The organism is Nonomuraea sp. CA-218870, assembly GCF_050936535.1.
GTDB lineage: Bacteria > Actinomycetota > Actinomycetes > Streptosporangiales > Streptosporangiaceae > Nonomuraea > Nonomuraea corallina.
In genome coordinates, this window is the sequence record NZ_JBNJMN010000002.1 from 285,566 (window position 1) to 308,307 (window position 22,742).

Here is a 22,742-nt window from a genome sequence, read left to right on the forward strand (position 1 = left end):
CGGTTCCGATCCGTACTCTTGACCTTCACATAGATGTGATGCTTTACCGTCCCGAATGTCACTGATCCGGAGGCGAGGAGTACGGGGATGTCGGGTGCTGTGATCATCGGGGCGGGTCCGGGAATCGGGCAGGCGGTGGCCCGCAGGTTCGCCGCGGAAGGGCTGCCGGTCGCGCTGATCGCCCGAAGCGACCGGACGCTGCGTGCCGCGGCCGAGGCGGTCGCTCCCAGCGGAGTCCCGGTCGTCACGCTGAAGGCGGACAGCGCCGACCAGGCCGGCCTGAACGCCGCCCTCGACGCGGCCGCCCACGAGTACGGCGTGCCGGACGTCCTCGTGTACAACGCAGCGATCATCCAGGCGGACGCGCCGGGAGAACTGTCGGTACGCGGCCACATGGAGGCCTGGGCGGTGAACGTGGTCGGGGCGCTCAACGCCGCGGCCCACGTCGCACCCGCCATGGCGGCGCGCGGCCATGGAACCATCCTCATCACCGGCGGCATGCCCGAGCCCAAGCCGCAGTACGTGAGCCTCTCCCTGGGCAAGGCCGGCGTCCGTACCCTGGTGACGCTGCTCGACCAGGAGTACGGCCCGGCAGGGGTCCACGTGGCGAGCGTCACCGTGGCCGGCCCGGTGGCGGCCGGCACCGACTTCGACCCGGAGGACATCGCCGAGCACTACTGGCGACTGCACACCGAACCCCGGCACCGGTGGACGCGGGAAGCCCTGCACGCGGGTGCCGTGCGATGACCGTGACGTCCGGACCCGTCCGGGGTCAGGTGGGTTCGTCCCAGACGATCAGGTCGCCCGCGAACCCTTCCCGGGACACCTCCGTCACGGAGAAGTAGGCGGACTTGCCCTCGGTCGTCTTGATGCAGTAGCGCCCTCCGTGCTCCAAGGTGATCCTCCCCACCCCTTCGGCGCGAGCCGGCTCCCGGCAGTCCCCGAACCGGGGCGTGCCGTCTCTCAGCCAGGGAGCGATGAGGGCGCCTCTGTTCATGTGCACAACCGGGTGAGACCATCGGGCGATGTCGTTCTGAGGGCTCCAGCCCGCACGCTCCGGCGGATCACGGTCCAGGTCCTTGGGTTCCCGGCCGACCCTGAGGCCGCCCCGGTAGTGGACCGGCAGGCTGGGGCTGGGCTCAGGAGAAGAGTCCAGGACCGTGTCGTCCGTGACGGGTGCTTTCGGGCTCAGGAGCGTGAAGTCGAGGAGATCTCTCCCGAAGGTCATCACCCCGATGAGCACCGAGGTGAGCAAGGCATAAAGGCTGATCTTCACCGCGTCCTTGTACCAGGGAGTTCTTCCGGCCGTGGGCGCAAAAGTCTGGACAGGCGATCTGTCCGTCGGGCTTCTGAGCGAAGTGCCGTGATCGTTCTTCTCCGCGCTCCTCGGCTTGGGAAGAAAGACTTCCTTGCGGAGGAAGAACGCATGCACCGTCCCGCCGGCCCACATGCCCACGAAGTAGAGCGCCATGGCAATCGTGTCACGTGGCTGGTCCTCCGGAGGGGGGTTTGCCCCGGGGGCGAGGATCATGACGAACACGAAGTACAGGAAATAGCCGCTCGTCGCGAACCAGAGTTTCTGCCGCTCCAGCCGGGCGGCGGCAGATCCGATGACGAAGATCGTTCCCAGGCCGAAAGTCAATAAGGGAATAAGGGCCCAGCCGATACTCAGCGACTGCCGGAGAGGTGACAGCTTGATCGAGGCATGCTGCGGGGACACGTGAGGCATGATACGGAGAAATCAAGGGTGCGAGTGGCCATCTGCCTCTGCGCCACTCGCATATTTCTCGAATCGGTGTAATCATTCGGCGGCAGGGTGGATGAAATGCGGAGATACGCCCGTATTTGTACAGGTTTCCGGTAACTCATTGCTCATCGCCGAGTTCGATCGAGAAATATGTATGTGATCATCAATAGGCGCATCATTGACATATGCGCTTCGCCTGGACCGAGCGCTTCATGAGGCGACCCGGGCGGAAAGGAGATCCGACAGTGGCAGTGGGCATCTTCGCGGGCATCCCGGTCCGCGACTGCGGGAGCGCCGTGGAGTGGTACACCAGGCTCCTCGGCACGGGACCGTCGTTCCGGCCCCACGAGGCCGAGGCGGTGTGGCAGCTGGCGGAGGACCGGTACGTGTACGTCGTCGAGGACTCCGCCCGCGCCGGAGGCGGCGTGTGCCTGATCTGGGTGGACGATCCGGAGGCCGAGGTGGACCGGATCGCGGGGCGCGGGCTGCGGCCGGTGGACAGGGAGCAGCACGGCGACGTCGGCAAATGGGTCTTTCGTGACCCCGACGGCAACGAGACGGGTATAGGAGGCGAGCTCGCGCCCGCGTCCTGAAGCGGAGGACCCCTCAGGAGTCGCGGCGCGGGGTCGCGGGGCGGATGTGCCGGCGTACGGCGCGGTCGATCGCCCAGGCGTCCGCCACCGGCCCCACATGCCCGAGCTTGTCCGGGTTGATGACCGCGCGGATCGTCTGGATCTGCCCGTCGAGCACGTCGAGCGCGAGGGCCTGAAGTACCTTGCCGTCCGGGTCGCGGAAGATCGCGCCCGGCTGGCCGTTGACCTCGCGGGGTTCGCCCGTCACGCCGATCCGGGCCATCCGGGGGAAGGCAGCGGCGAGCAGCCGGGCCACCCTCGCGGCGCCGGTGACGGATCCGGCCAGTCGCGGGGCCCGCCCGCCGCTGTCGCCGACCAGGGACACGTCGGCGGCCAGCAGGTTGCGCAGGGCGGCGACGTCGCCCTCGCGGAGGGCGTCGAGGAAGCGCGAGGCCAGCTCCTCCCGCTCCGCGCGGTCCGCCTGGAAGCGGGGCCGGCCGGCGGCCATGTGGCGGCGCGCCCGCACCACGAGCTGGCGGCACGCCGCCTCCGAGCGGCCCACGGCCGAGGCGATCTCGGGGAAGCCGAAGTCGAACACCTCCCGCAGCACGAAGACCGCCCGTTCGAGCGGGGACAGCCGCTCCAGCAGCAGCAGGGCCGCCATCGACACCGAGTCGGCCAGTTCCGCAGACCGCTCCGGGTCCTCGTACGGGTCGTGCAGCAGCGGTTCGGGGAGCCACGTGCCGGTGTACTCCTCCCGCCGGACCCGGGCCGAACGCAGCACGTCGATCGAGATCCGGGTCACCGCCGCCGACAGGAAGGCCCTGGCCGACCTGGGCGCGGCCGGTGTGGACGCGTACCGTACCCAGGTCTCCTGCACCGCGTCCTCGGCCTCGCTCACGCTGCCGAGGATCCGGTAGGCGATCGAGAACAGCAGCGGGCGCAACCGCTGGAACTCCTCGGCTCTGCTCATGCCGTCGACCTCCCGGTCAGCCGGTGAAGGACTCCGGACCGAAGCGGCCCCACGCGATGAACGCGGCGATGCCGAGATAGACCACGTTCAGCATCGACAGCGCGTACTCCCCCCGCCGGCCATGAGTGATCATCGCACCGATCATCAGCAACACCCAGCAGACCGCGGTCACCGGCACCAGTACCGGCGCGATGCCGAGCACGGCCGGCAGGATCAGGCCCACCGCGGCGAGGAGCTCCAGCACCCCGAGGCTCTTGACGAAGCCGGCACTGGCGTCTCCCGTCCATCCCCCGCCGGGGGCCGCGGCCAGTTTCTCCCTGGGCACGAACGTCTTGGTGATGCCGCCGGCCAACGCCACCGCCGCCAGGAGTCCGGCGGCTGTCCACAACGCGAGGTCCATGTCTTGCGCTCCTTCGAGGATGTGCCTTCACTCTCTAGACGAGACGGCTTCCTCGCTGGTGACATGGGGAGGCTTGCGGGCGAGCAGAAAGGCCTGCTGCCCGGAGCGCGGCCTCTCGCTGTCGTCGGGTTCGCGGATCAGCCGAGCCTCCAGGACGAGCCCCGCCGCGCCCAGGAGCCCGGCGACGCGCTCGGGTGGCATCCAGTAGATGTCGAGGGACAGCTTGTGGCCGTACCCCCGGTCGGCGTGGCGGTGCGCGTCGCCGGCCTTGAACGCGATCAGCAGCCGGCCTCCCGGAGCCAGCACCCGATGGATCTCGGCGAACACCACCGGCAGCAGCTCCGGCGGGGTGTGGACGGTCGAGTACCACGCGACCGCGCCGCCGACGGACTCGTCCGCCAGGTCCAGCGCGGTCATCGAGCCCACCTCGAACCGCAGGCCGGGATGGCTCCGCCGGGCGACGGCGACCATCTCCGGCGACAGGTCGACGCCGAACGCGTTCACCCCGAGCGACCGCAGGTGGGCGGTGACGCGGCCGGGGCCGCAGCCGAGGTCGGCCACCTCACCGGCCTCCGGCCCCCGCGCGTACTCGGCGAACGCCGCCAGCATGGCGCGGTCGAGCGGCTTGGCGTCGAGCTCGTCACGGAAGTGCGCGGCGTAGTCTGCGGCGACGGTGTCGTAGGCCAGACGGGTGGCGGCAAGGTATGCGGCCTCGGTCATGGCCGGGACGTTACCCCCGTCTCCGGCGTGGGATGGTGTTCGTGATACCGGTGTGATCTGGGTTGCCAGCCTCCCAGCATGATCCGCACAGCGCTGACGGTCGTGTGCCTGGCCATCGGGGTCGCCGGTTGCACGGCGGGTCCGGAGCCGGTGGCGTCGTCCGGGTCGGCCCAGGCCGCTACGCCGGCGCCGCTGCGGCAGAGCTCCGTCCCCGGCGGGGAACAGTTCCATGCCACCGAACTCAGGCCCGCCGACTGCGTCGAGCCCCTGCCCGAGACGTTCGTGACGACCGTCGTCCCTGCGACGTGCCGCACTCGGCGGGGTACGCCACCACGTACCTCCCCGACGGGCCCTATCCGGACGCGGACATGCGGCGGCTGGCGGAGAACGGCTGCCTCCCCAGGATGCGCGTCATGAAGCCGGAACAGGTCGGCCTGTGGGCACTGGCGCCGCTGCGGGAGGGCCGGCCCCGTCACCGGACCGTGTACTGCTTCGCCGTGCCTCTGGATGGACAGCGGACGACAGGACGGGTGGTCAAGTAGCTCATCTCGCTCGGCCGGCGTGGACGCGTACCGTACCCAGGTCTCCTGGACCGCGTCCTCGGCCTCGCTCACGCTCACCCCCCGGTCGGGTCAGGCGGTGAAGGGCCTGGGGCCGAAGCGGCCCCACGCGATGAACGCGGCGATCCCGAGACAGAACAGGTTGAGCATCGGCATCCCGTAGATGTCGCGGGACGGTTGGCGGCCAGGCAGGCGGGTTCGGTCATGACCATGGAGGTCAGCCGGAGCCGGCCGGGCGGATCTCGGTGAACAGCCGGAGCGTGACCGGCCGCGGCCAGGACACTCCGGGCAGGCCCAGGCTGGACGACCGGAACACCGTCTCCAGCACGATCTTCACGTACGGGCGCGCGCCGGGGATCGCGGCGCACACGACCGTGACCGGCGAGCGCACTTCCCGGTCTCCGAGCCGCAGCCACGCATGGCCGTCGCGGTCCAGGTCCGCCGACTCCCAGAGCAGCTCGGCAGGCAGCGGGAGGCGTAGCGCGAAGCCCGCCAGGGTCGTGTCGGGCCGCAGGTAGAAGGAGCCGCCGACGCGGGGCGCGTACCGGAGCCGGACGCCGCCGCGCCCGCTCGTCGTCAGCCTCGCCTGGGTCGCCTCCAGGACGATCCGCCAGGAGCCGGGCCCGAGGTGTGAGGACGTGGCCATGGATCACCTCGCGTGCTCGTACGTACGGGGGTCTCTCTCTAGGACGCCCGCGCTCCCGTACCTGTGACATTCCCGTCTGATGTCACAATCTCCCGCTTCTGCCCGTCTTGCTGATGAAGCGGACAGACAGGGAGCGAAGCATGCGAACCGGCGCCATCGCCCGGACATCCTCGTGGTTCGACGAACGGCTCGGAGCGGCTCGGTTCGTGAACCGCAACCTGCGCAAGATCTTCCCCGATCACTGGTCGTTCCTGCTGGGTGAGATCGCGCTCTACTCGTTCGTCATCCTGCTGCTCACCGGCACGTTCCTGACGTTCTGGTTCCAGCCGTCGATGGAGCACGTGATCTACGACGGCTCGTACGCGCCGTTGCGGGGCGTGCGGATGTCGCAGGCGTACGCCTCCACGCTGGAGATCAGCTTCGAGGTGCGCGGCGGGCTGCTCATCAGGCAGATCCACCACTGGTCGGCCCTGATGTTCATCGCGGGCATGATGGCCCACATGCTGCGGGTGTTCTTCACCGGCGCCTATCGCAAGCCGCGCGAGCTCACCTGGGTCATCGGGGTCACCCTGTTCGCGCTGGCGCTGCTGGAGGGACTGACGGGCTACTCGCTGCCGGACGACCTGCTGTCGGGCGCCGGTCTGCGCGTGACCGAGGGCGTGCTCATGTCGGTGCCGCTGGCCGGCACGTACCTGACGTTCCTGCTGTTCGGCGGGGAGTACCCGGGGGAGGACGTCGTCTCCCGGTTCTACGCGCTGCACATCCTGCTGATCCCGGGGGTGCTGCTGGCGCTGATATCCGTGCATCTGGTGCTCATGTGGGTGCAGAAGCACACGCAGATGCCGGGGAAGGGCCGCACCCGCACGAACGTGGTGGGCGCTCCGCTGTATCCGGCGTTCATGGCGAAGACCGCCGCGTTCTTCCTGTTCACCCTGGCGGTGGTGGCCGGTCTGGGGACCTTCGCGCAGATCAACCCTGTGTGGTTGTACGGCCCCTACAGTCCGGCGGACATCTCGGCCGGCTCGCAGCCCGACTTCTACCTGGGATTCCTGGAAGGGGCGCTGCGGCTGATGCCCGCGTGGGAGGTCAACCTCTTCGGCGGCGCCCACGCGGGCACGGTGCCGTTGAGCGTGGTCGTCCCCGCGCTGGTGCCGCTGGGCCTCGTCCTGACCGGGATGCTGCTCTACCCGTTCGCCGAACGGTGGATCACCGGGGACAACCGCGAGCACCACGTCCTGGAGCGTCCCCGCAACCACCCGCACCGCACCTCGATCGGCATGACCGCCGTCGTCTTCTACGGCGTGCTGTGGCTGCTGGGCGCCAACGACGAGCTCGCGGCCACCTTCCACGTCAGCCTGAACGCCATCACCGTCGCCGGACGCGTCCTGGTGATCGCCGGGCCGGTGCTCGCCTACGCCGTCACCTACCGGATCTGCCTCGGACTGCAGCGCGCCGACGCGCGGCTCGTCGGGCACGGGGTGCCCAGCGGAGTGATCGTCCGCCTGCCCGGCGGCGCGTTCACCGAGCGGCACACGCCGCTGTCGGAGGACGCCGAGGCGCACCTGCGCGGCAAGGAACCCGTCCCGGTGCTCACCACGGGCGCGGTGCGGGCCCGGCTGTCCGCCGCGTACGGGGGCGAGAAGGTGCCCCTCGACGGGGACGACCGGTCGCTGCCGCGCTGACGCCGGTCGGGGGAATGTGGCGGCGGTGTAGATGTATGCGGCGGTTAGCGTGCAAACCGTCGAACAGGCGGAGGATCGCGCCTAACGTCGCGGAGCATGCAGACAGTGGACGTGCTCGTCGTGGGCGCGGGCCTGGCCGGCCTGCACACCGCCCGCCTGCTCGCGCTGCGGGGCCTGGACGTGATCGTGGTCGACCGCCGCAGGTCGCTGACGGCCGGCATCCGCACGACGGGGATCTTCGTACGGCGCACCCTCGACGACTTCGACCTGCCGGACGAGCTGCTCGGGCCCGGCATCCGCGACGTGCTGCTGTATCCGCCGTCGCGGCGGTCCCCTATCCGGCTCACCAGCGACCGGGACGAGTACCGGGTGGCCGACATGGCGGCGGTCTACGGGCACGCGCGCGAGGCCGCGGAGTCGGCCGGGGCGCGGGTTCTCCTGGGCGTACGGTACGCGGGCGTGTCGGCGGGACCGGGCCGGTACGGCGGCGTTCCGGTGAGCCTGGTGCGGTTCGCGGGGGCGGAGCCGGTGGCGGCCAGGTTCGTCGTCGGCGCTGACGGCGCGCGCTCCCGGGTGGCCCGCGACCTCGGCCTCGACGTCAACCGGCGGTTCCTGGTCGGGGCGGAGCTCGCCCACCCGATCGCGCCGGGGCCGGACGTCCCGATGTTCCACTGCGTGCTGGACCCCCGGATCGCGCCCGGGTACCTGGGGTGGGTCGTCGACGACGGCCGGCACGCGCACGTCGGCGTCGCCGGCCATCCGGGGGCGACGCTGCCCGGCGTGCGCCGCCTGCTGGACGCCTTCGCCGCGGACGCGCCCGGCCGCCCGGCCCCGGCCGGTCCGGTCGAGCGCAGGGGCGGGCCGATCCCGGTCGGCGGCGTGCTGCGGCGGCTCGCGTGTCCCGCCGGGCTGCTCGTCGGGGACGCGGCGGGCGCGGTCTCCCCGCTGACGGCCGGCGGGCTGGACCCGTGCCTGCGCCTGTCCGAACTGGCCGCGGCGGTGACCGCCGGCTATCTGCGCACGGGCGACGAGAGCGTGCTGAACCGGTACGACGGGGGCGCGCTGCGGAGCCGGTTCCGGGGGCGGCTGCTGCTGCGCCGGGCGTTCGCCGGTATCCGCTCACCGGCCGTGGCCGAGACGGCGGTGGCGGCGCTGCGGGGCCGCGCCGGCCGTGCCGCGGCGGCCCGGATCCTGTTCGGCGACGGCTCCTTCCCCGACGTGCCCCGACTGGCGGACCCGACCCGAAGCGCGTGAAGGGCAGGAGTCCGGGTCCCGGACGGGCGTCGTCGCGGTGTCCGCCTGCTCCGCCGCGGAGCCGGTGCGGCCTTTATGGCGGACGCGGATGGTGCGCAGGTCCGTGACGGCGATCTTCAGCACCTCGTACGGGCACCCGTACGCCTCCAGCGCGGCCAGCGCCCGCAGGGCTGCGTCGTCCTCGTCGTCCGGTCCGGCGGGCACCTGGCAGCGGAAGGTGAAGACCGAGACGGTCGCGTCGTGGGTGAACGTGCCGGCGTCGGTGTAGGCGGTGCCACCCGCCGCCAGCACGACGGCCCGCGCGGCGTCGTCCAGGCCCCGGAACTTGCCTCTGATCGTCACTCTCCACATGGCGTTTCCTCGCGTACGGCATAGCGCAGGACCCGGTCGCCCAGCAGGCTCTCCACGACGTCCAGCAGGGTCAGCACGGCGTCGGCGATCGCGTCGGGGCGCTCGCCCGCCGACGTCCGCCTGCCGATCTCGGTCATGACCAGCGCGTGCAGGCAGCCGAGGTGCCAGGCGACCACGCGCGGGAGTGGGTCGTCCCGGTGGGCGCCGGTCTCCTCGGCCAGCACGGTCGCCAGGGCGTCCGTCATCTGGCGGCCGAGGTCCTCCAGGCGGGCGGTCAGCGTGGGCGCGGCGCGCATCATCTCCAGCACGCGGCCGAACCCGGGGGAGAGGCCGACCTGGCGTTCCCTGTTGCGGACCTCTTCGCGCAGGCGCGCGAGCACGGCGCCCGCGGCCGACTCGCCCGGCCGGCGCCGCCGGACGATCTCGGCCAGCCGTTGTGATGAGGCCTCTTCCGGCGGCAGGACCAGGTCCTCCTTGGCGTCGAAGTAGTTGTAGACCGTGTTGACCGACACCTCGGCCGCCGCCGCGACCTCGGCTATCGTCACCTGTTCGAACCCGCGCTCCACGAAGAGACCGACGGCCGTGTCGGAGATGCGCTGCCGGGTCTGCCGCTTCTTGCGTTCCCGCAGTCCTTCCATAGGCGGAGTCTAATGCAAAAATGGAAGGCACTATAATTTTGGAGAGCGTTATGGTTTTCTTGACACGAGGAGACGAGTGATGTCCGTAACCCGCGACGACCTGCTGCGCTGGCAGTTCGACCTGGCCTGGTCCTTGTTCGACTACCACCTGGAGCGGCTGCGGCCCGAGGACTTTCTGTGGGAGCCCGCGTCCACCTGCTGGACGGTGCGCCGGACCGAGGACGGGGTCTGGGTGCCCGACTGGGCGGAGACCGAGCCCGAGCCGGTGCCCGTGCCCACGATCGCCTGGGTGAGCTGGCACCTCGGCTGGTGGTGGAGCGTCGCCCTGGACCACGTTCAGGGGCGAACGCCCCGGGAGCGGGAGGAGATCTCCTGGCCGGGGGACGGGGACGTGGCCGTCGCGTGGCTTCGCGGGCTTCGCCAGGAGTGGGTGTCCGCCCTGGACCGGTTCACCGAGGCGGACCTGGACGCCGCCGCGTCCTTCCCCTGGCCGGAGGACAGCGGGTACACGGTCGCCCACCTGGTCGGGTGGGTGAACGCGGAGCTGATGAAGAACGTCGCGGAGATCGGGCAGCTCCGGCTGCTGCGCGCCGCGGGCCGCTGAGCCGATCGGTCGTGCGTGGGCCGGGTGAGGTCTGCAGTTCGATCACCGTACGGGCTGATTCCGGATACTCTGCCGGGCGTGCGGCGATTAATGACGTCTCGTGGGGTGTGGCTCGCGCTTCTCGCTGCCGTCGTGGCGGCGGTGGGGATCGCGCTGCTCGCACGGTCCCGCCGCGCTGAGCCGTCCGGCGTGCCGGCTCCTCCCGAGGAGGAGCCGGTCGTGGCGGCGTGGCCGCCCGCGCCGATCCTGGGCACTCCCACCGCCGAGGACCTCCGGCGGTACGCGCACCGGCCCTCCGTGCTCGACCGTCCCGCGGTCTCGCGGTTCCTGGAGCCCCGGGAGTCGAGGCCGCCGCTCGACCGGGCCACCCGCCGCCTGGTGATCCGCTGGGGCGTCGCCGCGCTCGTGCTCGTCGTGCTGGCGGGTGGTACGCACCTGCTGGAGTCCGCGGTCTTCCCCGGGGACGACGGGGTCGCGCGGACGATGACCACGGACGTCTCGTGCGGTGGTCCCGATGTCAGGTGCGGGGTCGAGACGGAGGGTCCCGTCCCGGCGCCGGACGAGGTTCACACGCCGCCTCCCGACGCCGACTGCCGGCCGGGAAACGCCGCCCCGCGCGTGCGCAGGCCCGACCCGAAGGTGACCAGGGCCGTGAACCGGCAATGGCGGCGGATCGAGGCCTGGCTGAAGGCCAACGCGCCCAGGAGCCACCGCAGGCTGGGCGGGCCCGCCAAGGCCGGGACCATCGCGGTGGCGGAGGCGCAGATGGGCCTGCGCTTCCCCGACGACCTGAAGGCCTCGCTGCTGCGTCACAACGGCGGGCTGGCCCTGCTGGGCCACTGGGCGTATGACACCAGGGCGATCCGCGACACCTGGCGGATGCTCTGCGAGGTCGACGACATGGACCTCCCCGGGGACCCGCGGGGCGACTGGTGGGACGGGCGGATGATCCCCTTCGCCGCCGACGGGAGCGGCAACCACCTGGTGGTCGACTCGGCGCGGCGTGACGTCGGCACCACCGATCACGAGGGCGACATGCGCTTCCAGCCGGCCGGGACCCGGATCCGCTCGTATCACGCCCTGCTGAAGGCCACCGCGGACGCGCTGGAAGGCGGCGGCTCGGTCGGCTACTGGAAACCCGAGGCGGTCTCCGGCTCACTCCACTGGGAGGCCCTCTAAACGTCCTGAATCACGGGATGAAGGGTCACTTGGGAGGCTGACTTTGCATGACCATGCGTCTCAATGCATACTCTTCTCTTATGTCCAAGGTTCTCACCTCTCTGCCCATCGGCGAGCGGGTCGGCATCGCCTTCTCGGGTGGTCTCGACACCTCCGTCGCGGTCGCGTGGATGCGTGACAAGGGCGCGGTCCCCTGCGCCTACACGGCCGACATCGGCCAGTACGACGAGCCCGACATCGCCTCGGTGCCCGGGCGTGCGCTGGCGTACGGTGCCGAGGTCGCCCGGGTGGTCGACTGCCGCGCGGTGCTGGTGGAGGAAGGGCTGGCCGCGCTCGCGTGCGGCGCGTTCCACATCCGCTCCGGCGGGCGGGCCTACTTCAACACCACGCCGCTCGGCCGCGCCGTGACCGGGACCCTCCTGGTGCGGGCGATGCTCCAGGACGAGGTGCAGATCTGGGGCGACGGGTCGACGTTCAAGGGCAACGACATCGAGCGGTTCTACCGCTACGGGCTGCTGGCCAACCCGCACCTGCGGGTCTACAAGCCCTGGCTCGACGCCGCCTTCGTGTCCGAGCTGGGCGGCCGCAAGGAGATGTCGGAGTGGCTGCTCGCCCACGACCTGCCCTACCGCGACAGCACCGAGAAGGCGTACTCGACCGACGCCAACATCTGGGGCGCCACCCACGAGGCCAAGACGCTGGAGCACCTCGACACCGGCATCGAGACCGTCGACCCGATCATGGGCGTGCGGTTCTGGGACCCCGAGGTCGAGATCCCGGCCGAGGACGTGACCATCGCCTTCGAGCAGGGCCGCCCGGTGACGATCAACGGCAAGGAGTTCGCCACCGCGGTCGACCTGGTGATGGAGGCCAACGCCATCGGCGGCCGGCACGGCCTGGGCATGTCCGACCAGATCGAGAACCGGATCATCGAGGCCAAGAGCCGTGGCATCTACGAGGCGCCCGGCATGGCGTTGCTGCACGCGGCGTACGAGCGGCTGGTCAACGCGATTCACAACGAGGACACGCTGGCGTACTACCACACCGAGGGCCGGCGGCTCGGCCGGCTGATGTACGAGGGCCGCTGGCTCGACCCCCAGTCGCTGATGCTGCGCGAGTCGCTGCAGCGCTGGGTCGGCACCGCGGTCAGCGGCGAGGTCACGCTGCGCCTGCGGCGCGGCGAGGACTACTCGATCCTGGACACCTCCGGCCCGGCCTTCAGCTACCACCCGGACAAGCTGTCCATGGAGCGCACGGAGGACTCGGCGTTCGGCCCGGTCGACCGGATCGGCCAGCTCACCATGCGCAACCTCGACATCGCCGACTCGCGCACCAGGCTGGAGCAGTACGCGAGCCTCGGCATGGTCGGCACCTCCCACTCCGCGCTCATCGCGACCCCGGCGCCTGCGACCGAGCTGATCGGTGACATGCCGGAGGGCGGCGCCGAGGCCATCGCCTCGCGCGGCGACGTCGCGGACGACGAGCTGCTCGACCGCGCCGCGATGGAGTTCGGCACCGACTGAACCGCGTCCCCGGAGATCGGGGCGGGCGTCCGTAAGGGCGGTATGCGTACACTTCCGGACATGCATACCGTGGCGCTCGCCCTGTACGAGGGGGCCATGCTCTTCGAGGCCGCCGCGGCCTGCGAGGTGTTCGGGGTCGACCGGTCCGAGCTGGCCGACCCGCCCGACCCGTGGTACGAGTTCCGCGTGTGCGGGCCCGGCCAGGGCCGGGTGGGCGACTGGCTGCGGGTCGACACGCCGTACGGGCTGGACGCGGTCGCGGACGCCGACACGGTGGTGGTGGCCGCCTGCGACGTGGAGACGGGGCCGCCGGGCGACGTGGTGGAGGCCGTGCGCGCCGCCCACGGGCGCGGGGCCAGGATCGTGGCGCTCTGCACCGGCGCGTTCGTGCTCGCCGCGGCCGGGCTCCTGGACGGGCGGCGGGCGACCACCCACTGGATGCACGCCGAACTGCTCGCCACCCGGTACCCCCGCGTCCGGGTCGACCCCGACGTCCTCTACATCGACGAGGGGTCCGTCCTGACCTCGGCGGGCAAGGGGGCCGGGCTCGACCTGTGCCTGCACGTCGTCAGGAAGGACCGCGGCGCGGCGGTGGCCAACGCGCTGGCCCGCCGCCTCGTCGTGCCCCCGCACCGGGCCGGCGGGCAGGCGCAGTACGTGACGGCGCCGGTGCCGGACGACGCGGGGCGGTACGGGCTCGCCGACGTCCTCCAGTGGGCGCTGGCCCGGCTGCACGAGCCGCTGACCGTGGCCGACCTGGCAAGCCACGCCGGGATGAGCCCCCGCAACCTCACCCGCCACTTCAACCGCGCGCTGGGCATGACCCCGTTGCACTGGCTGCACGCCCAGCGGGTGCACCGGGCCCAGGAACTGCTGGAGACCACCGACGCCGGCATGGAGCAGATCGCGGCCCGTACCGGGATGGGCACGGCGGCGACGCTGCGCCGGCACTTCACCCGGGCCGTCGGCGTGGCCCCCGACACCTACCGGCGGACCTTCCGCGGCCCCCGCTGACTCCCGGAACTGTCCGTGCCGCAGGGCATGCTGGGGGCGGCGAAAGGGGAGACATGGCTGAGGTGCTGCTGTTCCACCACGCTCACGGGCTGACGTCCGGGGTGCGGGAGTTCGCGGAGGAGCTGAGGCGGGCGGGCCACACCGTCCACGTGCCCGACCTGTACGAGGGGCGGGTCTTCGCCTCGCTCGACGACGGCCTGGGCTACGCGCGTGAGGCCGGGTTCGACGCGATCGTCGAGCGGGCGCGGTCGTTCGCCGCGTGGCTGCCGGGCGAGCTGGTCTACGCCGGGTTCTCGCTCGGCGCGTTCCCGGCGCAGCAGCTGGCCCAGACCCGGGCCGGGGCCAGGGGAGCGCTGCTCTACCACGCCTGCGTGCCGGTCACCGAGTTCGGCGAGTCCTGGCCGCAGGACGTGCCGGTGCAGGTCCACGGCATGGAGGGCGACCCGTTCTTCGCGGGCGAGGGCGACCTGGAGGCGGCCCGCGCGCTCGTGGAGTCGGCTCAGGACGCGGAGCTGTTCCTCTACCCGGGCGAGGAGCACCTGTTCACCGACCGGAGCCTGCCCTCCTACGACGAGCGGGCGGCCGGGCTCCTCCTGGAGCGGACCCTGGACTTCCTCGCGAAGGTCTGACGTCACGCCAGGACGGCCAAGGTGCCCTTCATCGCGGATGCCTTTCGAGGGTTACGAGCGATGCTCGATTGTGCACCTCGGTTGACGATCCAATGAAGATAGTGGCACTATCCACTTGCTGGATAGCGCCACTATCTAAAGGAGTCCGCATGTCACTCGTTCTGATCATCGCCACGCTCGCGTTCCGGCTGCTGGGCGCGTTCGGGGTGCGGCGGTTCGCGACCTGGCAGGTCAGCGCGGCGCACGGGCTCGCGCTGTTCCTCGTGGTCACGGCGAGCGCCCACTTCGCCCCCGAAGGCAGTGCCTTCACCACGAACCACGCCGACCTGGTGGCGATGGTGCCGCCGTTCGTGCCGTTCCCGGCCCTGATGGTGTACGCGACCGGCGTCCTGGAGCTCCTCGGCGCGGCCGGGCTGGTCCTGGCCGGCACCCGCCGGGCCGCCGGGCTGTCGCTGGCGGTGCTGTTCGTGCTGCTCCTGCCCGCCAACGTGTACGCCGCGCTGGCCGGTCAGGACGTCAGCCCGCTGTGGCTGCGGGTGCCCGAGCAGATCCTCTACATCGCGGTCGCGCTGTGGGCCGCCCTCGGGGCGCGTACGGTGGAGCGTGCCGGAGATCGCGTCCCCGCATGACGCGTTCCCCCTGATTCTGGAGGCGTTGGCAACGTGGCTGCCGGGACACGGACCATGCGCGCGAACACCGCACTGGCCTGGGGCGTCGGCGCAAGCGCGGTGCTCACCGGGCTCGTCTGGCTGGCCGGGCAGCGGCTGACGGGCCTGGAGCCGCTCCCCGACCAGGGGGCGTCCTGGTACTACTGGAAGCTGCCCGAGCCGACCGTGTGGACACGGCTGTCGGCCTGGCTCTGCTACGCCGCCCACCAGGTCACGCTCTGGGGGCTGATCTACTACGCGCAGACCCGGGTCCGCCGCTACACCGGCGGCCTGCACCGGGTCAACGTCGTGGCCCTGGCGGTCAACTTCGACTTCGTCCTGCTGCACCAGGCGCAGACCCAGGTGTTCTACGACGGGCTGGCGCAGGACGTGTCCATCTTCAGCTCGCAGGCCTCCGTGGTGCTCCTGCTGATCGTCGTGCTGCTCATGGAGAACCGCCGGCGCGGCCTGTTCGCGGGCAGACCGGCGCCGATCTCGGCGGAGGTCACCTCCTTCGCCCGGCGCTACCACGGCTACCTGTTCAGCTGGGCCGCCGTGTACACGTTCTGGTACCACCCGATGGAGACGACCAGCGGCCACCTGGTCGGGTTCTTCTACATGTTCCTGATCCTGCTGCAGGGCAGCCTCTTCCTCACCCGCGCGCACACGAACCGCTGGTGGACCCTCACCCTGGAGCTCCTGGTGGCCGCGCACGGCACGCTGGTGGCCTTCATGAACACCGGCCCGGACGGGGCGTGGCCGATGTTCCTTTTCGGCTTCCTGGGCGTGTTCGTCCTCACCCAGATGCACGGGCTCGGCCTCGGCGCGGCCACCCGGTGGGTCCTGGCCGCCTGCTACGCGGGCGCGGTGCTGGCCGTGTACGCGGTGCGCGGCCTCGGCGAGGTGACGGAGGTGGCGCGCGTGCCCGCCATCGAGTACCTGCTGGTGGGCGTCGCGGCGGCGCTGCTGTGGCTGGTCGTGCGGTGGCTGCCGCGCGGGAGCCGGGCGCGCGGCGGCACTCCGCCGCCGTGAGCCGGGCGGCGGCCCGAACGGCCCGGGACACCGTCAGGGTGGGCAGCTCGTGACGGGTGACCTCGCCGAACGACTCGCGCAGGGCGGTCTCCAGCCCGCCGGGGTCGTAACCGACCTCCAGCACGTGCTCGCCGGGGCGGACGGCGAGCAGAGCAGCACCGCGACGCTCAGCCCGCCGGATAGGCCGACTCCAGGACACCGCGGACGAACGCGTCGAGATCGTCCAGCCCGGCCGCCGCCAGCGTGGCCGGGCCGCCCGCCAGCAGGTGGGGGATGGCCGCGTGCATGGCCAGCGTGACGGCGGCGGCCCGTGCCGGCGTGACCGGCAGCCCGGCCGCCCGCTGCGCCGCCTCGAACGCGGCGAAGTCGGCGGCCGCGATCGGGTCGAGCACGGTGGACAGCCACGGCCGCCGCGCGGCCTCGGCCTGCAGCTCCAGGTAGGCGAGCAGGCGGGCGCGGCCGGGGCCAGCGACGTCCGCGAGGAGCGATCGCAGCAGCGCCACCAGCCCTTCGCGGTCGCCGGGGGGAGCGGCGGCGGCCCGCCGCGCCTCGTGGTAGCGCTCCAGGCACCGCTCGGCCGCCCCCGCCAGCAGCGCCTCCCTGGTCGGGTAGTAGTTCTTCGCCGTGCCCGCCGGCACGCCGGCCTCGGCGTCGACCGCGCGGTGCGTCAGCCCGCGCCCGCCGGCGGCGGCGAGCACCTCGATGGCCGCGTCGCGCAGGCGGTCCCGTCGCTCCGGATTCACCCGCGCACGCTACCACGTCCCGGAGTAGTATTACCGCAAACGTGGTACCACAGATGTGGTGAAGGAGTGGTCATGACGAAGACAGCGGTGATCGTGGGAGCCGGCGTCGGCGGGCTCGCCGCCGCGATCGGGCTCCGCAGGGCCGGCTGGCGCGCGTCGGTGCTGGAGCGGCGGGCCGAGCTGGAGAGGTACGGGACGGCCTTCGGCATCCACCCCACGGCCCAGGCCGCGCTCGACCGCCTGGGCGTCGGCGAGGCGATGCGGGCCCGCGCCGTGCCGTACCGGGACGCCCGGATCCGCAGACCGGACGGCGAGCCTCTGGGCCGCCTCCCGCTGGAGCGCATCGAGCGCAGGGCCGGCCGGCCCGAGCTGCTCATCTCCCGTCCGTACCTGCTGGACGCGCTGCTCGGCGCCCTCGGCGACGTGCCGCTGCGGTTCGGCACGGCCGTCACCGGCGTGCGCGAGCTGCTCGACGGCCACGACCTCGTCGTCGGCGCCGACGGCATCGGCAGCGCCGTGCGGCAGGCCGTCCTGGGCCGGCGCAGCGGTCCCCGGCGCGTCGGCTCCGTCGTCTGGATCGGCATCGCCGGCTTCGATACCGGCGCGTACGGCGAGACGTGGGGCGAGGGCCGCATGTTCGGCATGACCCCGATCGAGCCCGGCCGCACCAACTGGTACGCGACCGCCCCGCGCGCCGACACCGCCGACGAGCTGCGCGCGGCGTTCCGGGACTGGCACGACCCGATCCCGCGCCTCCTCGCCGAGACCGACCCGGCGACCTGGATCCGCTACGAGATGCGCCACCTGTATCCGGCGCTGCCCTCGTTCGTCGCCGGCCGGGTCGCCCTGGTGGGAGACGCGGCCCACGCCATGACGCCCAACCTGGGGCAGGGCGCGTGCACGGCCATCCTGGACGCCGAGGCGCTCGCCCGGCACGTGGCGGGCGAGCCCGACCTGCCGCGGGCGCTGCGGGCCTACGACGCCGAACGGCGGCGCAGCGCCCAGCGGGTGGCGTTCGGCTCGCGGACCCTGCACCGGTTCATCTCGTCGCGGCCCACGCTGCTGCGGGACTCGCTCGTACGGCTGACGCTGCGGTGAGGCCCGTCACCACGTGGCTCTGACGTACTCGGCGAAGTCGCGCGGGCCGCGGCCCAGGACCTGCCGGACGCCGTCGGACAGGTGGGCGTTGACGCCCGCGGCGATCGACGCGAACAGCCGGTTCACCAGCGCGATCTCGTCGGCCGCGTAGCCGCGGGCGGAGAGCCGGGCCGCGTACTCCTCCGGCGGGACCGGCACATAAGCGATCTTCCGGCCGGTCGCGGCGGCGATCTCGGCGACCGCGTCGCCGAACGACAGCAGCCTCGGCCCCGACAGCTCGTACGTGCGCCCGGCGTGGCCGTCGCGCAGCAGCACCTCGGCCGCCACGTCGGCGATGTCGTCGGCGTGCACGAACGGCTCCAGCCCGTGGCCTGCGGACAGCTCGACCCGGCCGGCCTCGACCGGCTCGCTGAGCATCGGGTCCTCGCTGAAGTTCTGGGCGAACCAGGTCGGGCGCAGGACGGTCCACGCGCCGCCGGACGCCTTGACCGCCCGCTCCGAGGCCAGCAGGCGGTCGTCGCCCAGCTTGGGCCAGTCGCGGGACGACAGCAGCACCAGCCGCCGCACCCCGAGGGCGACCGCCGCCCCGGCGAACGCGGCCAGCAGCTCCGCCGCCTCAGGACCCTGGGAGTCCACCAGGTAGGCGGCCGAGACGCCCGACAGGGCCGGCTCCCACGTGTCGTGGTCGTGCCAGTCGAAGGGCGTCTCGCCGCGGCGGGAGGCCGCGCGCACGCGGGCGCCCCGGGCGCGCAGGGCGGCGGCGACCCGCCGCCCCGTCTTGCCGGTGCCGCCCAGGACCAGGATCGTCGCCATGCCCTCAGTCAACACGCCGCCGGACCCCCGCGGGAAGCCGGTGATCGATCAGGCGGCGTTGACGTACTTCCTCGGCCGCAGCGCGTGCGCGCGCAGCGCCGCCAGGGCGGCGAACTGGCCCGCCCACGTCAGCCGCACCGCCAGCGGGTCGGCGAAGGCCAGGTCGAGCGCCGCCAGCTGGTCGATCAGGCGCACCAGCGCGGCCGCCACGTCCTCGGGCCCCGAGGCGGCGTGCCAGCCCTCGCCGCCGACCACCTCCGCGACCTTCTCGCGGAGCTGGGCGGGGGACATCAGCACGCCGTCGGCCAGCAGCATGAGCGCCGCCTCCCGCACCGACAGCTCGAACTCGTCGCCCCGGGCCAGCAGCAGCCTGGTCACCGCGTCCCACATCAGCTCGGGGGAGGCGAGCAGCTTGCGCCCGAACCCGGTCACGGTCAGCCGGGAGCCGTCGCGGCTCAGCGCGCCCAGCTCGTGCTCGGCCAGCTCGCGCAGCCGCAGCGCCTCGGGCGACGGCGCCAGCCGGAAGGGCAGCGTGCCCTCGGCGGCGGCGACCGACAGCAGCCGGTGGAGCGCCGGGAGCGGTTGCGGGGTGACCGGGGCGTGCAGCCGCACCTCGAACGGCTGGGCCAGCTTCCGCCTGGCCGGGCCGCGGCCCAGCACCCAGCGGTTCAGCCGCTCACCCTGGACCCGGTGCAGCCAGCTGTCGCCGCCCAGGTCGGCCCGGGGCTCGGTGAGCCAGCGGCGGGTCAGCGCCACCCGGTCGACGTTCTCGCCGGCCAGGATGGCCAGCTCCAGCGCCGCGGAGCAGGCCACGTGGGCGCCCAGCTCCTCCGGCCCCATGATCATGCTCCACTGCAGCTCGGGCACGTCCGGAGGGAGCACGCCCGTCTCCTCCAGCGCGTGGTGGTAGGCGCGGGTGCCGGCGTCCTCGCCCTCTCGCGCGTACGTGCGCAGAATCCGGGCCGTGGTCGGTGAGACGCACAGCGCCGCGTAGCGCTCGAGACCGCCGAGCTTCAGCAGCCGCCCCAGCGAACGGGCCAGCCGCTCGTGGTCACCCCCCACCTTGAGCGGCAGGGTGTACCAGAGGAACTCGCAGACATCGAGCTGCGTCACCGTCTCCAGCGGCTCGCCGCCGGTCAGCCACTCGACCGCGGTCCTGGCCTCGTCGGCGAGGTCCGGCTCGGACCGCTCCAACTCCGCCAGCAGCGCGGCGACGTCCGGTGCACTCATGCCTCGAAGTTTGCCGTATGGACCCCAGCCCTGACGATGACCGAATCCCGTGCGTATTGGGTCTAGCACAGCGACTACCCTACGAAATCACTATGTAATGGACGGTGACCGGACTAGATCCATCGTTCGCTGAAGAGCATTCTTCCCTTCCACTCCATGTAGGGGATCAGCTCGGCCGACAGTACAGGATGCAGCCACCAGAAGTTGATCAGCGTGAACAACGCGAACGCGCCGACCGCCAGCGCCCCGTACATCCGCCGGGACGTGGGCCTGCCATCGGGGCCCACCGCGGCCGGGCCTATGATCCATCCGGCACAGAGCGTGATCGCCAGGATCATGAAGGGCACCATCGGGATCGCGTAGAACAGGAACATCGTCCGGTTGCTCGCGATCGCGAAGTAGAACCAGGGCAGCCAGCCCATCGCGTAGGCCAGCAGCACCGCCCCGGCCCGCCAGTCGCGGGTGGCGAAGTACCACGCCACCAGCGCCACCAGCGCGGCCAGCCCGCCGAACCAGATGAGCGGCGTGCCGACCCCCAGCACCGCCTCCGAGCAGGTGGTGGCCCCGCAGCCGGTCCTGTCGCCCTCGTAGTGGAAGGCCACCGGGCGCAGCAGCAGCGGCCACGTCCACGGCTCGGACATGTAGGGGTGGGACGTCTCCAGGCCCTCGTGGAAGGTGAACACCTGCCACTGGTACTTCACCCAGGAGCGGGCCGAGTCGATGACGAAGAAGATCGGCCCTGACGAGACGGCCTGGTCCCAGTTGCGGCCGTAGCCGGTCGCGTTGGCGAACCAGCCGGCCCAGGTGACCATGTAGGCCGCGAACGGCGCGGCGGCCAGCCCGGCCAGCGCGTTGGGCACGTCCTTGGTCAGCGCGCCGCGGTAGGGGTCGCGCAGCCCGACGGCGCGGCGCGCCCCGAAGTCCCACATCACCGACATGGCGGCGAAGGCGACCGCGAAGAACAGCCCCGACCACTTGACCGACATCGCCAGGCCCAGGCACACCCCGGCGGCGATCCGCCACGGCCGCGCCCCCAACCGGGGCCCCTGGGGGGACAGCGGTGAGGTCTCGTACCAGTCGACCAGCCGCTCGCGGGCCCGGTCGCGGTCGACGACCAGGCAGGCGAAGGCGGCCAGCACCCAGAACATGAGGAAGATGTCGAGCAGGGCGGTGCGCGACAGCACGAAGTGCAGCCCGTCCAGCGCCAGCAGCAGCCCGGCGAAGCAGCCCAGCAGCGTCGAACGGGTCATCCGCCGCGCCACCCGGGCGAGCATGAGGATCGACAGCGTGCCGACCACCGCCGCCGCGAACCGCCAGCCGAACGGGGTCATCCCGAACAGCCACTCGCCCGCGCCGATCATCCACTTGCCCAGCGGCGGGTGGACCACGTAGGAGGCGCACTGGTCGAGGGCGCCGTCGGCGCACTTCTGGAAGACGTCCGTGTCGCCGGCCAGGATCGCCTTGTCGGCGTCCTTGACCGTGGTGCGCTCGACGCCCCAGGTGATCAGCGAGAAGGCGTCCTTGGCGTAGTAGGTCTCGTCGAAGACCACCGCGTGCGGATGCCCCAGGCCGACGAAGCGGAGGACGCCCCCGAAGACCGTGACGAGCAGGGGGCCGATCCAGCCCCACAGCACGCTGCCGCGCATCGGCGGGACCACCCGGTCACGCACGGACAGCGCGCGGGGACTGCTCTCGCCAGACCCCGGATCGCCGGAGGTCTGGTACGGGAAATCGGTCACCGCCATTCGGCCATCGTACGGGGCTCGGGCGGGTGTCCACCAAGAAACACGGCTCAATCGGACCTGACCCGGACTGCCACAATGGCCGGATGACTGGTGAGGGCAGGTTGGTGCTGGCGGGCGCGCCGATAGGACAGGCGGGCGACGTGTCGCCGCGGCTGCGCGAGGCGCTGGCGGGCGCCGACGTGGTGGCCGCCGAGGACACCAGGAGGCTGCGCAGGCTGGCCGGCGAGCTGGGCGTGGAGATCGGCGGCCGGGTGGTGTCCTACTACGACGCCAACGAGGCCGCCCGCGCCCAGGAGCTGCTGGAGACCCTCAGGGAGGGCCGCACGGTGGTGGTGATCACCGACGCGGGCATGCCGGGCGTCTCCGACCCCGGCTACCGGCTGACCCGCCTGGCCGTCGAGGCGGGCGTCACGGTCACCGCGCTGCCCGGCCCGAGCGCCGTGACGACCGCGCTGGCCGTCTCCGGGCTGCCCAGCGACCGGTTCTGCTTCGAGGGCTTCCCGCCGCGCAAGGCCGGCGACCGGGCCCGCCGCCTGGAGGCGCTGGCCCGCGAGGAGCGCACGATGGTGTTCTTCGAGGCGCCGCACCGGCTGGCCGGGTCGCTGGCGGCGATGGCGGACGCGTTCGGGGCCGACCGCCCGGCCGCCGTCTGCCGCGAGCTGACCAAGACGTACGAGGAGGTGCGCCGCGGTGGGCTGGGCGAGCTGGCCGACTGGGCGGAGGCGGGCGTCAAGGGCGAGATCACCGTGGTGGTCGCCGGGCACACCGCCGCGCCGGCCGAGGCCGACCTGCCCGCGCTGGTGACCGAGGTGGACCGGCGGGTCGCGGCGGGCGAGCAGCGCAAGACGGCCGTCGCCGACGTCGCCAGGGCGGCGGGCGTGCCCAAGCGCGAGCTGTACGACGCGGTTCACAGGCGTTCGGCGACCCCATAGTGTGCCCATC

24 protein-coding genes and 1 pseudogene are annotated in these 22,742 nt (G+C 72.2%); 14 read left to right on the forward strand and 11 right to left on the reverse strand.

The features are described from left to right. The first annotated feature begins 87 nt into the window (after window positions 1–87). The gene (locus tag ACQEUU_RS30000) at window positions 88–747 is read left to right on the forward strand and encodes an SDR family NAD(P)-dependent oxidoreductase (RefSeq protein WP_433072445.1); all 660 of its coding nucleotides are present in this window, start codon (window positions 88–90) and stop codon (window positions 745–747) included. A gap of 25 nt (window positions 748–772) precedes the next feature. Here the strand turns inward: ACQEUU_RS30000 and ACQEUU_RS30005 are convergent, their stop codons facing one another. Further along, the gene (locus ACQEUU_RS30005; protein ID WP_433072446.1) at window positions 773–1,720 is read right to left on the reverse strand and encodes a hypothetical protein; all 948 of its coding nucleotides are present in this window, start codon (window positions 1,718–1,720) and stop codon (window positions 773–775) included. A gap of 272 nt (window positions 1,721–1,992) precedes the next feature. On the opposite strand from ACQEUU_RS30005, the gene ACQEUU_RS30010 reads away from it, so the two are divergent. Further along, a complete protein-coding gene (locus ACQEUU_RS30010; RefSeq protein WP_433072447.1) occupies window positions 1,993–2,340 on the forward strand; it encodes a VOC family protein in 348 nt (115 codons plus the stop codon). 13 nt (window positions 2,341–2,353) lie between these two features. Here the strand turns inward: ACQEUU_RS30010 and ACQEUU_RS30015 are convergent, their stop codons facing one another. Genes ACQEUU_RS30015 through ACQEUU_RS30025 form a run of 3 tightly spaced genes read right to left on the reverse strand, consistent with a single transcriptional unit; the run spans window position 2,354 to window position 4,412 of the window. Then, the gene (locus ACQEUU_RS30015) at window positions 2,354–3,292 is read right to left on the reverse strand and encodes an RNA polymerase sigma-70 factor (protein ID WP_433072448.1); all 939 of its coding nucleotides are present in this window, start codon (window positions 3,290–3,292) and stop codon (window positions 2,354–2,356) included. A gap of 16 nt (window positions 3,293–3,308) precedes the next feature. Then, on the reverse strand, window positions 3,309–3,692 hold the full coding sequence (locus ACQEUU_RS30020; RefSeq protein WP_433072449.1) for a DoxX family protein: 384 nt from the start codon (window positions 3,690–3,692) through the stop codon (window positions 3,309–3,311). 27 nt (window positions 3,693–3,719) lie between these two features. Then, the gene (locus ACQEUU_RS30025) at window positions 3,720–4,412 is read right to left on the reverse strand and encodes a class I SAM-dependent DNA methyltransferase (RefSeq protein ID WP_433072450.1); all 693 of its coding nucleotides are present in this window, start codon (window positions 4,410–4,412) and stop codon (window positions 3,720–3,722) included. Between the two features lie 305 nt (window positions 4,413–4,717). Here ACQEUU_RS30025 and ACQEUU_RS30030 point away from each other — a divergent pair, with 305 nt between their 5' ends. Then, complete coding sequence (locus ACQEUU_RS30030) at window positions 4,718–4,954, forward strand: hypothetical protein (RefSeq protein WP_433072451.1); 237 nt, start codon at window positions 4,718–4,720, stop codon at window positions 4,952–4,954. A 235-nt stretch (window positions 4,955–5,189) separates the two neighbouring features. Here ACQEUU_RS30030 and ACQEUU_RS30035 read toward each other — a convergent pair whose 3' ends face one another. After that, window positions 5,190–5,618, reverse strand: coding sequence for a hypothetical protein (locus ACQEUU_RS30035; protein ID WP_433072452.1), 429 nt, complete (start codon window positions 5,616–5,618; stop codon window positions 5,190–5,192). Between the two features lie 140 nt (window positions 5,619–5,758). Here ACQEUU_RS30035 and qcrB point away from each other — a divergent pair, with 140 nt between their 5' ends. Both qcrB and ACQEUU_RS30045 read left to right on the forward strand, forming a co-directional pair. Beyond that, a complete protein-coding gene (qcrB, locus tag ACQEUU_RS30040; RefSeq protein ID WP_433072453.1) occupies window positions 5,759–7,300 on the forward strand; it encodes a cytochrome bc1 complex cytochrome b subunit in 1,542 nt (513 codons plus the stop codon). 96 nt (window positions 7,301–7,396) lie between these two features. Then, complete coding sequence (locus ACQEUU_RS30045) at window positions 7,397–8,554, forward strand: FAD-dependent oxidoreductase (protein WP_433072454.1); 1,158 nt, start codon at window positions 7,397–7,399, stop codon at window positions 8,552–8,554. A 126-nt stretch (window positions 8,555–8,680) separates the two neighbouring features. Here ACQEUU_RS30045 and ACQEUU_RS30050 read toward each other — a convergent pair. Then, window positions 8,681–8,905, reverse strand: a pseudogene (locus ACQEUU_RS30050) (DUF6204 family protein); the annotation flags it as partial. After that, window positions 8,893–9,543, reverse strand: coding sequence for a TetR/AcrR family transcriptional regulator (locus ACQEUU_RS30055; protein ID WP_433072455.1), 651 nt, complete (start codon window positions 9,541–9,543; stop codon window positions 8,893–8,895). The pseudogene ACQEUU_RS30050 and the gene ACQEUU_RS30055, both read right to left, overlap by 13 nt. Before the next feature lie 79 nt (window positions 9,544–9,622). Here ACQEUU_RS30055 and ACQEUU_RS30060 point away from each other — a divergent pair, with 79 nt between their 5' ends. From ACQEUU_RS30060 to ACQEUU_RS30090, 7 genes are all read left to right on the forward strand, one after another. Further along, a complete protein-coding gene (locus ACQEUU_RS30060; RefSeq protein WP_433072456.1) occupies window positions 9,623–10,147 on the forward strand; it encodes a DinB family protein in 525 nt (174 codons plus the stop codon). A 105-nt stretch (window positions 10,148–10,252) separates the two neighbouring features. Further along, window positions 10,253–11,326 (forward strand): SMI1/KNR4 family protein, encoded by a 1,074-nt coding sequence (locus ACQEUU_RS30065; protein ID WP_433072457.1) that lies wholly within the window; start codon window positions 10,253–10,255, stop codon window positions 11,324–11,326. 80 nt (window positions 11,327–11,406) lie between these two features. Further along, a complete protein-coding gene (gene argG, locus ACQEUU_RS30070; RefSeq protein ID WP_433072458.1) occupies window positions 11,407–12,849 on the forward strand; it encodes an argininosuccinate synthase in 1,443 nt (480 codons plus the stop codon). A 60-nt stretch (window positions 12,850–12,909) separates the two neighbouring features. Further along, a complete protein-coding gene (locus ACQEUU_RS30075) occupies window positions 12,910–13,863 on the forward strand; it encodes a helix-turn-helix domain-containing protein (protein WP_433072459.1) in 954 nt (317 codons plus the stop codon). A gap of 53 nt (window positions 13,864–13,916) precedes the next feature. Next, window positions 13,917–14,492: a dienelactone hydrolase family protein gene (locus ACQEUU_RS30080; protein ID WP_433072460.1), complete on the forward strand. Its 576-nt coding sequence runs from the start codon at window positions 13,917–13,919 to the stop codon at window positions 14,490–14,492. A 149-nt stretch (window positions 14,493–14,641) separates the two neighbouring features. After that, entirely contained in the window at window positions 14,642–15,121 is a 480-nt protein-coding gene (locus ACQEUU_RS30085) for a DoxX family protein (RefSeq protein WP_433072461.1), read from the forward strand. Window positions 15,122–15,175: 54 nt separating this feature from the next. Next, window positions 15,176–16,171 (forward strand): hypothetical protein, encoded by a 996-nt coding sequence (locus tag ACQEUU_RS30090; protein WP_433072462.1) that lies wholly within the window; start codon window positions 15,176–15,178, stop codon window positions 16,169–16,171. A 167-nt stretch (window positions 16,172–16,338) separates the two neighbouring features. Here ACQEUU_RS30090 and ACQEUU_RS30095 read toward each other — a convergent pair whose 3' ends face one another. Next, entirely contained in the window at window positions 16,339–16,914 is a 576-nt protein-coding gene (locus ACQEUU_RS30095) for a TetR/AcrR family transcriptional regulator (protein WP_433072463.1), read from the reverse strand. Window positions 16,915–16,986: 72 nt separating this feature from the next. Between ACQEUU_RS30095 and ACQEUU_RS30100 the strand changes: the two genes are divergently transcribed. Next, the gene (locus ACQEUU_RS30100) at window positions 16,987–18,012 is read left to right on the forward strand and encodes an FAD-dependent oxidoreductase (protein WP_433072464.1); all 1,026 of its coding nucleotides are present in this window, start codon (window positions 16,987–16,989) and stop codon (window positions 18,010–18,012) included. Window positions 18,013–18,018: 6 nt separating this feature from the next. Here the strand turns inward: ACQEUU_RS30100 and ACQEUU_RS30105 are convergent, their stop codons facing one another. The 3 genes from ACQEUU_RS30105 to ACQEUU_RS30115 form a co-directional block, all read right to left on the reverse strand. Next, entirely contained in the window at window positions 18,019–18,825 is an 807-nt protein-coding gene (locus tag ACQEUU_RS30105) for an NAD(P)H-binding protein (RefSeq protein ID WP_433072465.1), read from the reverse strand. Between the two features lie 48 nt (window positions 18,826–18,873). Continuing rightward, window positions 18,874–20,055 (reverse strand): hypothetical protein, encoded by a 1,182-nt coding sequence (locus ACQEUU_RS30110; protein WP_433072466.1) that lies wholly within the window; start codon window positions 20,053–20,055, stop codon window positions 18,874–18,876. 113 nt (window positions 20,056–20,168) lie between these two features. Beyond that, on the reverse strand, window positions 20,169–21,800 hold the full coding sequence (locus ACQEUU_RS30115; RefSeq protein WP_433072467.1) for a dolichyl-phosphate-mannose--protein mannosyltransferase: 1,632 nt from the start codon (window positions 21,798–21,800) through the stop codon (window positions 20,169–20,171). An 83-nt stretch (window positions 21,801–21,883) separates the two neighbouring features. Here ACQEUU_RS30115 and rsmI point away from each other — a divergent pair, with 83 nt between their 5' ends. Next, the gene (gene rsmI / locus ACQEUU_RS30120) at window positions 21,884–22,732 is read left to right on the forward strand and encodes a 16S rRNA (cytidine(1402)-2'-O)-methyltransferase (protein WP_433072468.1); all 849 of its coding nucleotides are present in this window, start codon (window positions 21,884–21,886) and stop codon (window positions 22,730–22,732) included. The last annotated feature ends 10 nt before the right edge of the window (window positions 22,733–22,742 follow it).

Bases quoted from the DNA above. Each gene is read 5' to 3' on its own strand.
- ACQEUU_RS30090 (WP_433072462.1), top strand. From the start codon at position 15,176: ATGCGCGCGAACACCGCACTGGCCTGGGGCGTCGGCGCAAGCGCGGTG.
- rsmI (WP_433072468.1), top strand. From the start codon at position 21,884: ATGACTGGTGAGGGCAGGTTGGTGCTGGCGGGCGCGCCGATAGGACAG.
- qcrB (WP_433072453.1), top strand. From the start codon at position 5,759: ATGCGAACCGGCGCCATCGCCCGGACATCCTCGTGGTTCGACGAACGG.
- ACQEUU_RS30015 (WP_433072448.1), bottom strand. From the start codon at position 3,292: ATGAGCAGAGCCGAGGAGTTCCAGCGGTTGCGCCCGCTGCTGTTCTCG.
- ACQEUU_RS30100 (WP_433072464.1), top strand. From the start codon at position 16,987: ATGACGAAGACAGCGGTGATCGTGGGAGCCGGCGTCGGCGGGCTCGCC.
- ACQEUU_RS30110 (WP_433072466.1), bottom strand. From the start codon at position 20,055: ATGAGTGCACCGGACGTCGCCGCGCTGCTGGCGGAGTTGGAGCGGTCC.
- ACQEUU_RS30075 (WP_433072459.1), top strand. From the start codon at position 12,910: ATGCATACCGTGGCGCTCGCCCTGTACGAGGGGGCCATGCTCTTCGAG.
- ACQEUU_RS30085 (WP_433072461.1), top strand. From the start codon at position 14,642: ATGTCACTCGTTCTGATCATCGCCACGCTCGCGTTCCGGCTGCTGGGC.
- ACQEUU_RS30000 (WP_433072445.1), top strand. From the start codon at position 88: ATGTCGGGTGCTGTGATCATCGGGGCGGGTCCGGGAATCGGGCAGGCG.
- ACQEUU_RS30105 (WP_433072465.1), bottom strand. From the start codon at position 18,825: ATGGCGACGATCCTGGTCCTGGGCGGCACCGGCAAGACGGGGCGGCGG.
- ACQEUU_RS30035 (WP_433072452.1), bottom strand. From the start codon at position 5,618: ATGGCCACGTCCTCACACCTCGGGCCCGGCTCCTGGCGGATCGTCCTG.
- ACQEUU_RS30055 (WP_433072455.1), bottom strand. From the start codon at position 9,543: ATGGAAGGACTGCGGGAACGCAAGAAGCGGCAGACCCGGCAGCGCATC.
- ACQEUU_RS30060 (WP_433072456.1), top strand. From the start codon at position 9,623: ATGTCCGTAACCCGCGACGACCTGCTGCGCTGGCAGTTCGACCTGGCC.
- ACQEUU_RS30080 (WP_433072460.1), top strand. From the start codon at position 13,917: ATGGCTGAGGTGCTGCTGTTCCACCACGCTCACGGGCTGACGTCCGGG.
- ACQEUU_RS30025 (WP_433072450.1), bottom strand. From the start codon at position 4,412: ATGACCGAGGCCGCATACCTTGCCGCCACCCGTCTGGCCTACGACACC.
- ACQEUU_RS30115 (WP_433072467.1), bottom strand. From the start codon at position 21,800: ATGGCGGTGACCGATTTCCCGTACCAGACCTCCGGCGATCCGGGGTCT.
- ACQEUU_RS30045 (WP_433072454.1), top strand. From the start codon at position 7,397: ATGCAGACAGTGGACGTGCTCGTCGTGGGCGCGGGCCTGGCCGGCCTG.
- ACQEUU_RS30020 (WP_433072449.1), bottom strand. From the start codon at position 3,692: ATGGACCTCGCGTTGTGGACAGCCGCCGGACTCCTGGCGGCGGTGGCG.
- argG (WP_433072458.1), top strand. From the start codon at position 11,407: ATGTCCAAGGTTCTCACCTCTCTGCCCATCGGCGAGCGGGTCGGCATC.